This window comes from Pseudoxanthobacter sp. (assembly GCF_036822375.1).
In the GTDB taxonomy this organism is placed as follows: Bacteria; Pseudomonadota; Alphaproteobacteria; order Rhizobiales; family Segnochrobactraceae; genus Pseudoxanthobacter.
In genome coordinates, this window is record NZ_DAISHT010000026.1 from 17,101 (window position 1) to 29,206 (window position 12,106).

At 69.7% G+C, this 12,106-nt stretch carries 11 protein-coding genes and 1 pseudogene; 6 read left to right on the plus strand and 6 right to left on the minus strand.

The window, feature by feature from the left end:
* Positions 1-43 precede the first annotated feature (43 nt).
* On the minus strand, positions 44-469 hold the full coding sequence (locus V7067_RS04725) for a GNAT family N-acetyltransferase (RefSeq protein ID WP_334174730.1): 426 nt from the start codon (positions 467-469) through the stop codon (positions 44-46).
* Positions 470-784: 315 nt separating this feature from the next.
* Between V7067_RS04725 and V7067_RS04730 the strand changes: the two genes are divergently transcribed.
* The 5 genes from V7067_RS04730 to V7067_RS04750 all read left to right on the plus strand — a co-directional run bounded on the left by V7067_RS04730 (position 785) and on the right by V7067_RS04750 (position 5,514).
* Entirely contained in the window at positions 785-1,444 is a 660-nt protein-coding gene (locus tag V7067_RS04730; protein WP_334174731.1) for a TetR/AcrR family transcriptional regulator, read from the plus strand.
* A complete protein-coding gene (locus tag V7067_RS04735; protein ID WP_334174732.1) occupies positions 1,441-2,292 on the plus strand; it encodes a pyrroline-5-carboxylate reductase dimerization domain-containing protein in 852 nt (283 codons plus the stop codon). The genes V7067_RS04730 and V7067_RS04735 overlap by 4 nt, the downstream gene beginning before the upstream one ends.
* 82 nt (positions 2,293-2,374) lie before the next feature.
* Positions 2,375-3,373 carry an ABC transporter substrate-binding protein gene (locus V7067_RS04740; protein WP_334174733.1) on the plus strand — a complete coding sequence of 333 codons (999 nt, stop codon included), beginning with the start codon at positions 2,375-2,377 and terminating at the stop codon, positions 3,371-3,373.
* 193 nt (positions 3,374-3,566) lie between these two features.
* Positions 3,567-4,454 (plus strand): proline/glycine betaine ABC transporter permease, encoded by an 888-nt coding sequence (locus V7067_RS04745; RefSeq protein WP_334174734.1) that lies wholly within the window; start codon positions 3,567-3,569, stop codon positions 4,452-4,454.
* Complete coding sequence (locus V7067_RS04750) at positions 4,447-5,514, plus strand: glycine betaine/L-proline ABC transporter ATP-binding protein (RefSeq protein ID WP_334174735.1); 1,068 nt, start codon at positions 4,447-4,449, stop codon at positions 5,512-5,514. Before V7067_RS04745 ends, V7067_RS04750 begins: the two co-directional genes overlap by 8 nt.
* 15 nt (positions 5,515-5,529) lie before the next feature.
* Here the strand turns inward: V7067_RS04750 and V7067_RS04755 are convergent, their stop codons facing one another.
* Entirely contained in the window at positions 5,530-6,540 is a 1,011-nt protein-coding gene (locus V7067_RS04755) for a GlxA family transcriptional regulator (protein WP_334174736.1), read from the minus strand.
* Between the two features lie 254 nt (positions 6,541-6,794).
* On the opposite strand from V7067_RS04755, the gene V7067_RS04760 reads away from it, so the two are divergent.
* A complete protein-coding gene (locus V7067_RS04760; protein WP_334174737.1) occupies positions 6,795-7,820 on the plus strand; it encodes a GlxA family transcriptional regulator in 1,026 nt (341 codons plus the stop codon).
* Positions 7,821-7,823: 3 nt separating this feature from the next.
* Here the strand turns inward: V7067_RS04760 and V7067_RS04765 are convergent, their stop codons facing one another.
* The 4 genes and pseudogenes from V7067_RS04765 to V7067_RS04780 form a co-directional block, all read right to left on the minus strand.
* Complete coding sequence (locus V7067_RS04765; RefSeq protein ID WP_334174738.1) at positions 7,824-8,549, minus strand: electron transfer flavoprotein subunit beta; 726 nt, start codon at positions 8,547-8,549, stop codon at positions 7,824-7,826.
* A complete protein-coding gene (locus V7067_RS04770; protein ID WP_334174739.1) occupies positions 8,546-9,808 on the minus strand; it encodes an electron transfer flavoprotein subunit alpha/FixB family protein in 1,263 nt (420 codons plus the stop codon). The genes V7067_RS04765 and V7067_RS04770 overlap by 4 nt, the downstream gene beginning before the upstream one ends.
* A complete protein-coding gene (locus tag V7067_RS04775; protein ID WP_334174740.1) occupies positions 9,805-11,697 on the minus strand; it encodes a DUF3483 domain-containing protein in 1,893 nt (630 codons plus the stop codon). The genes V7067_RS04770 and V7067_RS04775 overlap by 4 nt, the downstream gene beginning before the upstream one ends.
* Positions 11,697-12,106, minus strand: a pseudogene (locus tag V7067_RS04780) (N-methylproline demethylase); the annotation flags it as partial. The gene V7067_RS04775 and the pseudogene V7067_RS04780, both read right to left, overlap by 1 nt.

Sequence of the window (12,106 nt, forward strand, 5' to 3'; positions counted from 1 at the left end):
CGGCGCCGCCCCCCGCAGGGCGCGCGGCCGGCGCGGGGGCGGATCAGAGGCGCCGGACGAGATAAGTCGCGCTCTCGGGACAGAGGCGGGAGAATTCGGCCGTCGCGGCGATTTCCGCAGGTGCGAACTGGAGCGGCTCGCTGCGATAACCGAGCGACTGGAAGAACGCCGCGGCATCCGTCGTCAGCACATGCAGGCGATGGACGCCGGCGCCGCCGGCAATCCACTCCAGCACGCCGTGAATCTCCCGTCCCACCCCCTGCCGGCGCCGGCCGGCGACGACCACGAACGAGCGCAGCAGCCGGTCGGGTCCGTCACCCTCAAGGCCGGCATAGCCGGCAAGCCCGGCCGGATCGCGAAAACGATAGAATTTGCGGCCGGCCCCGGTCAGGTCGTCCGTCGGCAGACCGGCTTCTGTCAGCGCGGTCCTCAGGCCCTCGTCGGCGCCGCTGATGGGGTCGATCACCATGGTTTCCTCCGCCGGCCTGATTCTGCCGCGCATTCTTCTGGTCTGCCGCTTTGCTAGGGCAGGTGGCGGGGCTAATCAACGCGGCAAGGCGGCCGGCTGCCGGGGCTCGCATCCGGGGTGAGGGCTGCGGGCCGGAAAGAGGCGGTTGAACAACTATGGCGTGTATTACGGCCCTCATGCATGGTCAAAAATTGCCGCTCTGACCGCGCTGCCGGTAAAATGTACAGCAGCGTCCGGATTTCTCGACGTAGCTGTACATTTTCACTTGCCCATTCTTTAGACCGCTCATAACCTGTGCATGGAACGGAGCAGACGATGTTGAACGAGACGGGTTGGCGCGGGTCTGCCGAGCTCTGGCTGGAAGCGGCTTATGAAAGTCTGCTTGAAGCTGGAGTTGATTCCGTTCGGATTCAGCCGCTTGCGAAGAAGTTAAGCCTGTCAAGAACGTCATTTTACTGGTTCTTCAAAGATCGCGAGGAACTCCTTTCTGCACTTGTCCATAAGTGGCGATCGAAGAATACAGGCAGCATCGTCCGTCAGGCGGAGGCCTATGCCGAGAGCGTGACCGAGGCGGTGTTCAATGTCTACGACTGCTGGTTCAATCATGACATGTTCGATTCCAAGTTCGAATATGCCATTCGCAGCTGGGCCCTGCAGTCGCCTGATGTATCCGATGATGTGAGTACGGCAGATAAGTTCCGTCTGGATGCCCTGACGAAGATGTTTCTTCGGTTCGGTTACGATCCTCTGCCGGCCGATGTGCGCGCGAGATCGATATATCTGGCGCAGATCGGCTACATCACTATGAAGACGAATGAAACGCTGGCATTCCGCATGAAACGCGCGCCCATCTATGTCGAGATTTTTACCGGGCGCACGCCGCGCGCGAACGAGGTTGAGCGGTTCTATGCGCGCAACGGTTACGTTTCGCCCGAGCCGTGGGTGCCGGCAGACACCGGCGGGGAGGGTCCATGACCGACGGTACGACCCCGCCGGCAGCCGCCGGCGGCCTGAAGACGACCCCCGTTGCCGGCATCGTGGGCGGCGGCGGATGGCTCGGCCGCGCCATGGCGGCCAACATGCTGCGCCGGGGCGTGATCCGGGCCGGCAATCTCGTGCTCTCGTCGCGCAGCGGCGCGGTGGAGGGCTTTCCGGCCGGCGGGCCGGTGCGCGTTACGGCGGATAATGCCGCGCTGGTGGCGGCCGCCGATATCGTCATTCTCTCGGTGCGGCCGGAACAGTTTGCCGGCCTGTCGCTGGCCTGCGGCGGCAAGCTGGTCATTTCGGTCATGGCGGGCGTATCGCTCGCGACCCTTCAGGCAGCGACCGGTGCGCAGCGCATTGTGCGCGCGATGCCCAACGCGGCCTGCGAAATCGCCCGCTCCTATACGCCCTGGCACGGGTTGCCGGCGGCTTCTGCGGACGACCGGGCTTTCGTGCAGGCGTTGTTTGAAAGCTGCGGCACCGCCGATGCGGTCCCCTGCGAAGCCGATATCGATTATCTGGCCGGGCTTTCCGGCTCCGGCCCGGCCTTTCCGGCATTGCTTGCCGGGGCGATGCTGGCCCATGCCCGCCGCCGCGGCCTGCCGGAGGCCATTGCCCGCCGCGCTGTGATGGGCGCCGTCAGCGATGCCGCGCGGCTGCTGCCGGACCACGGCGCACCGGAAGACCTGATTGAGACCTTTCTCGACTATCGCGGCACGACCGCCGCGGCGCTGCGGGCGATGATCGCCGGCGGCCTGCCGGAAGCGGTCGCCGCCGGGCTGGATGCCGCCGAGGCGATGGCCCGCACCATGGCAGAGACCGCCAGCCGGCAGCCATGAACCCGAAAAGGCCGTCGCGGCGGCGGTTCCGCGGCAGGCTTCAGGTAACAAAGACCGCACCTTCAGGGGAATATTCAAGGCCATGAAACATCTTCTCACCACCACCTGTCTTGCCGTCGGCTTCTCGGTGCTGGCCGGCCAGGCATTTGCGGCCGAATGCGGCGATGTCACCATCGCCAGCATGAACTGGCAGTCGGCCGAGGTGCTGGCCAACATCGACAAGATCATTCTGGAGAACGGCTACGGCTGCAAGGCGGAGATCACCGTCGGCGACACCGTGCCCACCATCACCTCGATGGTGGAAAAGGGGCAGCCCGATATGGCGCCGGAAGGCTGGGTGGACCTGCTGCCGGAGGTCGTGACCAAGGGCATCGAGGAAGGCAAGCTCGTCTCCGCCGGGCCGGCGCTGTCGGATGGCGGCGTGCAGGGCTGGTGGGTGCCGAAGTACATCGTCGACGCCCATCCGGACATCAAGACCATCGGCGATGCGCTGAAGCACCCGGAGCTGTTCCCGGCTCCTGAGGATGCCGGCAAGGGGGCTGTGTTCAACGGCCCGCAGGGCTGGGGCGGCACGGTGGTGACCAGCCAGCTCTTCAAGGCCTACGACGCCGACAAGAAGGGCTTCGTGCTGGTCGATACGGGTTCGGCCGCCGGCCTCGACGGCTCGGTTGCCAAGGCCTATGAGCGCAAGGAAGGCTGGATGGGCTATTACTGGGCCCCGACCTCTCTGCTCGGCAAGTACGAGATGGTGAAGCTGGGCTTCGATGCGCCCTACGACGCGGCCGAATGGAAGCGCTGCAACACCGTTGCCGACTGCCCGGACCCGAAGATCAACACCTGGCCGACCGACCGGGTGGAAACCCTGCTCACCGACAAGTTCGCCAGGCGGGCCGGCCCGGCGCTGGATTATCTCAAGGCGCGCCGCTGGGGCAATGCCACGGTCAACAAGCTGCTGGCGTGGATGACCGACAATCAGGCGAGCGGTGAAGAGGGTGCGAAGCACTTCCTGAAGGAGAGCCCGGACATCTGGACCGGGTGGGTCTCGCCGGAGGTTGCGGACAAGGTGAAAGCCGCGCTCTGAGGCGGTCCGGAAGGCAGAAGGGGCAGGCGGCGGCCGCCGGCAGCAATGCCCGGCGGCGTGCCGGCTGCCCTGGGGCCGGGTGCGGTTGCGGGCGCAGGGTTCGCAACCGGTGCCGTGCTGTGCCTGCGCCCTGTCACGGCCGCAGCGGGAAACCTGCGTTCCTGCCGGCCTGCTTCGGGAAGAGGGGAAGGTGATGAGCTGGCTGTCCAGTTTTCCACAGATGAACGAGGACACGCTGCGGACCCTGAAGAAGGTCATCGACGAGAATTTCCGCGCCTTCACGCGCGCCTATGGCGACGGAATCGAGACACTCTTCACGCCGCTCAAGTGGTTTCTGATCGAGGCGGAGCGTTTCACGACACAGACGCCGTGGCCGGTCATTGTCATTCTGGTTGCGGCTATTGCGTGGTTTGCCAGCCGTAACTGGCGCATTGTCGCCGGGGCGGTGATCACGCTGCTGCTGATCGGCTATTTCGGCATGTGGGAAGACGCGATGCGCACGATCTCGATGATCGTGGTCTGCACCGTTCTTTCCATCGTTATCGGCCTGCCGATCGGCATCGCGATGTCGCGGTCGGACCGGCTGCAGAGCGTTGTCAATCCGATCCTCGACGTGATGCAGACGATGCCGAGCTTCGTCTACCTCATTCCCGTCGTCATGCTGCTCGGCATCGGCAAGGTGCCCGGCCTGATCGCGGTGGTCATCTACGCGCTGCCGCCGATGATCCGGCTCACCAATCTGGGCATCCGCCTTGTCGACAAGGATGTTCTGGAAGCCGCCGATGCCTTCGGTTCGTCGTCCTGGCAGAAGCTGAAGGATGTGCAGTTGCCGCTGGCGCTGCCGACCATCATGGCCGGCATCAACCAGACCATCATGATGGCGCTCGCCATGGTGGTGATCGCGGCGATGATCGGCGTGCAGGGCCTCGGCCAGCCGGTGCTGAAGGCCATCGCCAACCAGTATTTCACGCTCGGCATCTTCAACGGCCTCGCCATCGTCGGCATCGCCGTGGTGTTCGACCGGGTCAGCCAGGCCTACGGACGCCGGCTGCAGAAGCATCTGGAGGTGCTCCATGGCTGAGACCGCAGCCGGCGGCCGCGCCCCCGCACCGGGCGGCAACGGCATCGAGATCCGCCATCTTTACAAGATCTTCGGTGCCAGCCCGGCCGCCTATATCGATCGGGTGCGCGCGGGCATGACCAAGGCGGAGCTGAACGCGAAGCATGCCCATGTGCTGGGCCTCAACGACATCAACATCTCGATGCCGTCGGGCTGCATTCAGGTCATCATGGGGCTGTCGGGGTCCGGGAAGTCGACCCTCATCCGCCATATCAACCGCCTGATCGACCCGACGGCCGGCGAGGTGCTGGTGGGCGGGCAGGACGTCTGCACCATGAACCGGACGGAGCTGCGCGACTTCCGCCGCCATCAGACCGCGATGGTGTTCCAGAAGTTTGCCCTGCTGCCGCACCGCACGGTGCTGGACAACACCGTCTATGGCCTCGAAGTGCAGGGCGTGCCGCGGCAGAAGCAGGTCGATGCGGCCATGCAGTGGATCGAGCGCGTCGGTCTGAAGGGGTTCGAGAGCCGTTATCCCAACCAGCTTTCCGGCGGCATGCAGCAGCGTGTCGGGCTGGCCCGGGCGCTGACCAACGATGCCCCTATCCTGCTCATGGATGAGGCCTATTCCGCGCTCGACCCGCTGATCCGGGTCGACATGCAGACGGTGCTGCTCGATATCCAGAGCGAGATCCGCAAGACCATCGTCTTCATCACCCACGATCTGGATGAGGCGCTGCGGCTTGGCGATCAGATCGCCATCCTGCGGGATGGCGAGGTGATCCAGCAGGGCAGCAGTCAGGATATCGTGCTCAGGCCGGCCAACGATTACATCGCCAACTTCGTGCGCGAGGTGAACCGCGGCCGTGTCATTCGCGTGGAAGCGGTGATGGTGCCCGGCACCGGCACGGCGGTTGCTGCCCCGGCGGTGGCCGTCGATGCCACGCTGGATGCGGCGGTGAAGCTGATGATTGCCGCCGGCAGCGACGTGCTGGCGGTGACGGACGGCGCCGGCGACACCGTGGGCCGGCTCGACCTGCGGCAGGCGATGGCGGCCATGGTTTCGCCGGTGGCGGCCTGAACCGGGCCGCAGACCTCAGGTTCCCGGCGGCCGGCGGGCTGCCGGGCCTTCCGGGCTGCGGTCGCGGCTCGGCGGGCGGCCGAAGTGGTCGGCGAAGGCGGTGGAGAAATGCGAGGCCGAGCCGAAGCCGCATTCCAGCGCCACGTCGACGATGGACATGGCCGTCTGGCGCAGCAGTGCGCGGGCGCGCTCCAGCCGCAGGGTCTGGTAATGGCGCGCCGGCGTGGTGTTGAGATGCTGGCGGAAAAGCCGCTCCAGCTGACGCACCGAAAGCCCGGCCTCGCCGGCCAGGCGGGCGAGCGGCACCGGGGCGGCAATGGTTGCTTCCATGCGGGCGCTGACCTGCCGCAGCGGGCCGGGTGCCAGCGCCAGCGCCGTTTCCAGCCCGCCGCGCTGCTGGTCGCCACCGTCGCGGATGCGGCTGTGGATGAGCTGGTCGGCCACCTGCCGCGCCAGCGCCGCGCCGTGATCGCGGGCGATGAGCTTCAGCATCATGTCGAGCGCGGCCGCTCCGCCGGCGCAGGTGAAGCGGTCGCGGTCGATCTCGAACAGCTCGCGGCTGATGTCGAGGGCGGGAAAGTCGGCGGCGAGGGCGGCGTGGTTCTCCCAGTGGATCGTCACCCGCCGGCCGCTGACGACGCCCGCTCTGGCCAGCACATGGGTGCCCGTGCACAGGGCGCCCAGCGCCGCGCCGCGGGCGGCAAGCCGGTGCAGCAGCGCGCGCAGGGCAGTGGTATCCTGCGCCTGCACGTTGAGGCCGGAACAGACGATGGCCGCATCCGCCGCGCCGATGGCCGCAAACGAGCCGTCAACGGCCACGGAAACGCCGTTGGAGGCTGTCACCGGCTGTCCGCTGGCGGAAAGCAGCCGCCAGCGATAGACAGGCCGGCCGGCGGTGCGCACGGCAAGGCGCAGGGGCTCGATGGCCGCCGCAAAGGCGATCATCGAGAAATCGGGCACCATCAGGAAGGCGATGGTCTCGATGGTTTCCTGCGGCAGGGCGTCGGCGGCTGGGTCTGCGGGCATGACCGGTTCACTTCGGTGGGTCCGCGCGCAGGCGGACCGGCAGGGGCGATGCCCCAGCATTTGGCGTGGCGCGGGGGCGGCTGCAAGCCGTATCGCCGGGCTTTCGGCAGAGAGGACGCGGGCCCGTGGCTTTCCGGCTGCGGCGCCGGCGGGATGAGGCGAGAGCGGAGGAGGCGAAAGCCATGGGCGGATCGCGGAGCGGCATGTCCTGCCCTCAACCCCTGCATACACCGGCCGGTCCGGCCGGCGCCGGTGTGCCCGGTCCGCGGCGGCCGGCGCTGCGGGTCGGCTTCGTGCTGGCGCACAATTTCACGCTGTCCGCCCTTTCCCTGTTCATCGACGTGCTGCGTCTGGCCGCCGACGAGGGCGACCGTTCGCGCCCCATCCGCTGCACATGGACGGTAATGGCCTCGCGGCCGGAGGCCATGCGCTCGTCGTGCGGCCTCGGCGTCAACCGCATGAGCGCGTTGCTGCCGCCGCAGAACTTCGACTACATAGTCGTCGTCGGCGGTCTGCTGCAGGGCGGCGATCAGGTCGATGAACTCACGGTGCGATATCTGCGCGAGGCGGCCGCGGCGGGCGTGATCCTCGTCGGGGTGTGCACCGGCTCGTTCGTGCTGTCGCGCGCCGGGCTGATGGCGCGCCGGCGGGTGTGCGTGTCGTGGTATCATGTGCAGGATTTCGCCGACGCGTTCCCGGATCAGACCCCGGTCGCCGACCGGCTGTTCGTGGTCGACCACGACCGCATCACCTGCTCCGGCGGCAGCGGCGTGGCGGATCTGGCGGCCTATCTGGTGGCCCGGCATCTGGGGCAGTCGGTGTCGCAGAAGGCGATGCATGTGATGCAGCTGCAGAGCGCCCGCGGTGCCGATGCCTCCCAGCCCCACCAGCCGGTGGGCGGCGATCCGGCCGACGAGCGGGTGCGCCGCGCGGTTCTGATCATGGAGCAGAACATCGCCGAGCCGGTCTCCATCGAGGCCATCGCCGGGCGGCTTGCCATGTCGCCGCGCCAGCTGGAGCGGTTGTTTCAGAGCGCGATGGGCGAGCGGCCGGCCGCCGTCTACCGCCGCCTGCGGCTTGGCCATGCGCGCTGGCTGCTGGAAAACACCCGCAAGAGCATCACCGACATTTCGGTCGAAACCGGCTTCTGCGATGCGGCGCACTTTTCCCGTCAGTTCCGCGCGGCCTTCGGGCAGGCGCCCAGCGAGGCGCGCAGCGGCGCGGCCGCCCGCCCGGTCGGGGGCGAAGCGGCCATTGCCAGCCTCGCCCCCCGCGGCTGAAGATCATCGCCGCCCCGGACCGTGACCGATGGCGGCCAGATGGTCGAGGATGGCGCGTGCCGCCTCCTCCGGCGTGGGGCCGGTCATCAGGCGATGGTCGCCGCCGCCATCCGCCGTCACGATCAGTTTCGGGCGGTGGCGGTGCGGTCCCTCGCTGAGGGGCGTTGCGGTGGCGGCCGGCACGGTGCCGGCCGCGCGCCGTGCCGCCCTGCCCGCGGCAAAGCGGGCATGGGCGAAGGGCAGCGGCGCGGCGGCCCGCGGCGAGACGGTGACAACCACCGGCCCGGCCACCGTGAAGCGCCGCCGCGCGCCGCGCGGGCGGGCCTGATCGATGACGAGCTGCCCGGCAACGGCGCCGGGCACGATGGAGACCGCATCGGCCACGATCGGCAGTCCGAGGGCGTGGGCGACGGCATAGGGCACGAGGCCGGTTTCTTCGCCGCCCTGCGTGCGTGGCCCGGCGAGAATGAGGCCTGCGGCGCGCACATCGGCGAGGGCGGCGATTTCGGCCACCGGATCGACGCCGTCTTCGGCCGCGACATGAACGAGGCGCGGCAGCCCGTGGCCGAAGGCCTGCGCAACGGTCGTCGCATCCGGGCCGATATGGAGCCCTGTCAGGTCGGCCCCGAGGCTGAGGGCGAGGCGGATCGCCTGCGCTTCCGTGCGCGGCAGCGCGGGGTGCAGCGAAACCGGATGACGGCCGGCGGACAGCAGCACGACGGCTTTCATGACGGGTCTTCCTCAAGCAGCTTCAGAAGCGCGGGCATGACCTGCTGAGCATCGGCCACGATGGCAAGGCCGGCGCGCTCGATCATGGCGGCGTGCAGGTCGGTGTTGACGGCGATCACCGCGCCGCAGGCGCCGATGCCCTGCAGGTGCTGCGGCGCGCCGGAGATGCCGAGCGCGAAATAGCAGTCTGCCGTCAGCACCGTGCCGGAGGCGCCGACCTGTGCGGCCCGGGGCATCAGCCCGGCATCGCACACCACGCGGCTCGCCCCCGGCGTGCCGTGCAGGGCGGCAGCCAGCCGGCGGAAGGCGGCGAAGTCGGTGACGCCGTTGCCCGCCGAAACCACGAAGCCGGCATCGGCAAGCGCCACGGTGGCCGGGTCGGCCGGAATGTCCTCCACCGCCAGAATTCCGCTCCGGGCGGCCGGCGACTGCAGGGCCGGTTCCGGCGGCACAGGGCTTTCAGGCCCCCGTGCTTCAAGTCCCCCTGCCTCAATCTCCCGTGCTTCATGGACCGTCCCGCTGTGGGCGGGCACCATGTCGGCGGCCAGCGTGATGAGGCGCGGGGCGGGCCCGCGCTGATCGGCGCGCCCGCCTCTGAAGGTGCGCACCACACCGGCCGGCGAAACCTGCTCGGCACCGGCGAACAGCGGCTCGTGCAGGTGCACGGCCAGCCGGCGGGCAAGGTCGCCGCCGCGCGCGCTTTCCGCGAAGATCACATGGCGCGGCGCAAGGTCCGCGACGAGGCCGGCAAGGGCTGCAACGGTGACGGCGGGGTTGGCCTCCGCGGTGCCGGTCAGCACCACGCGGTCGGCTCCGGCCGGGCCGGCGGGTTCGCCAAGGGCCGGGGCCGCCAGCACCACGGCGGTGTCGCCCGCCTTGCCGGCGAGGCGGCGGGCGGCGCCGAGGCACTGGCGATCGTGGCGCGACAGGCGGCCGGCGGGGCAATCCGCGACGACCAGAATGACGTGCACGGGCGTGTCGATGACCACGACCGGCGGCGCCGCCGGTGCGGCCACGGCGGCCGGCGGCGGCACCGCGGCTGCGCCGCGGTCGTGGCGGTTCATGTCGTAGCGCGGCCGCGCGGTGCCGGGCACCAGACGGGCGCGGCGTTCGGCACGCGGATCGGACCGCGGCCGGCCGGCATCCGGCGGCACGGCAGCAAGATCGAAGCGCGGCCGCGGCAGGTTTGCGACCTGGTGTGCGGCGCGCTCGGCGCGCGGGTTGCGCCGCTGGCGGCGGGGGCGTGGGCTCTCGGTCATGCCGCCTGCTCCACGGCCTTCAGCAACAGTTCGGCCACGTCCAGCACCTCCGGCCGCGGGGCGGGCACGCCCTCCAGCATCGCCGTGCAGTTGGGGCAGGCGACCGCCACGATCGCCGCGCCGGTGGCCCGGGCGTGATCCATGCGGATGTCGGGAATGCGCCGCTCGCCGGCAACATCCGAAATCGGCGCTCCGCCGCCGCCGCCGCAGCACTGCGAGCGGCGACCGTGGCGTTCCATCTCCCGCACGTCGAGGCCGAGGCGGGCCAGCAGGCTGCGCGGCGCCTCCGTCTCGCCGTTCCAGCGGCCGAGATAGCAGGGGTCGTGATAGGTCACGCTCCCGCCCGTCAGCGGGGCCGGCGTCAGCCGGCCGGCCGCCACCAGACTGTCGAGATAGGCGGTGTGGTGGACGACGAGATAGTGCCCGCCGAAGGCCGGATAGTCGTTGCGCAGCGCGTTGAGGGCATGGGGATCGGCGGTCAGGATCAGCCGGAACCGGCGCTTTGCGAGCGCTGCGATGTTGTCGCGGGCAAGGCGCTGGAAGGTGGCCTCGTCGCCGAGCCGGCGGGCGAGGTCGCCGCAGTCGCGCTCGTCGGCGCCGAGCGTGCCATAGGTCACACCGGCACGGCCGAGCAGGGTCAGCAGCGCCCGCAGGGTGCGGCCGGCACGCAGGTCATAGGCGCTTTCACCCAGCCACAGCAGCACGTCGGTCTCGCCGCCTTCCGGCACCACCGGCAGCGGCAGGCCGGCGGCAAAATCGCCGCGCGCGGCAAGGGCGTGGCCGCCCGGCTCGTCTGCAAGGCGCAGGTCGTCCAGCGGGGCGGCGGCTTTCTCCGGCACGGCGCCGAGCGCGAGGGTCTGGTGACGGCGCAGGTCGATGACCGCATCGACGTGCTCGATCATCATCGGGCACTCTTCCACGCAGGCCCGGCAGGTGGTGCAGGCCCACAGCGTGTCGGGATGGATCATGGCATCGGCGCCGATGATCGGCCGGTGCGGGCCGCCGATGCCGGCCACGTCACGGGCGTTCGGGTAGGGCGAGCCGTAATAGTCGGCGCTGCTGGCCTGCGGCGCCATGGCGAGCGACAGATCCTGAATGAGGCGCTTCGGGTTCAGCGGCTGGCCGCTGGCAAAGGCCGGGCAGGCCGCCTCGCAGCGCCCGCACTGCACGCAGGCATCGAAGGCGAGCAGCCGGTTCCACGCGAAATCCACCGGGTGCGCAACGCCGGGCGAGGCCGCGGTCACGTCAGCGGGCGCAAGGGCGACGGCGGCGGAGGCCGAGCGGCCCTCGGTGAAGCGCTCCGGCCGCGGGTGGGCGGCAAGGTGCAGGGCACCGGCGATCGGGTGGCGCATGGGCCCGGTGTCGACACTGAGGGCGAGGCGGATGCCGCCCCAGGCGGCCAGTGCCATCGGCATCAGGGCGAGGGCGCCGAGGTCCGCCGCCAGCGCCAGCGCCGTGAGGAAGCCGCCGGTGCCGAAGGCCGCCAGCCACAGCGGCAGGCGGGCGAAGCGGCCGCCGGAAAGCCGGGCCGGGCGGGGCGAACGGCGCATGGCGGCCATGCGGGCACCGGCGATGGCGAAGGCGAACAGCACCGCGTCGAGCGCCCACCACAGCGGCAGCCGGCCGAGCACCGGGCACAGGCCGAGCGCGGCAACGAGCGCCCCGCTCAGCAGCCCGCCGGCTGCCAGCATGTGCATGCGCGCGGTAAACGGATCGCTCGCCACCACATGATGCACATCGACGAGATAGCGGCGCGGCAGGGCGGCGAGGCCGGCCCGCCAGTCCACCCGGGCCGGCTGCCCGGCGCGCCACAGCCGCACGCGGGCCGCGATCCGAAAGGCCGCGAGCCCCGCGACCAGCCAGATCAGGAGGGCGAAGGCGAGGGCCATCACAGATCCTTGCAGAGCCGGAGGGCGTCGTAGATGGCGGCGTGGATGTTGCGCCCGGCGACCGCATCGCCGATGCGGTAGAGCACATAGCCGCCGGGAGGCGCCTCGTGCTGGGGCTGGCCGGCGATCAGGGCTTCAAGGTCGGTCACGCCGCGGTTCGCGGCGCCGTCCTTCAGGCCGAAATAAAGCCCGTCGACCGGCAGCGTGCCGTGCTCGACCACGATGTGATCGACGATGCGTTCTTCCTCGGCGCCGGTCATGGTGTTGCGCAGCACGGCGACGAGGCGGTTGCCCTCCGGATAGATCTCGGCCAGCTCCATGTTCGGCGTCATGATCACGCCCAGCTTGTAGAGCTCGCGATAGTGGATCGGCTGGTTGGTGGTGCCGACCTCGGCCGCGATCCAGCGGT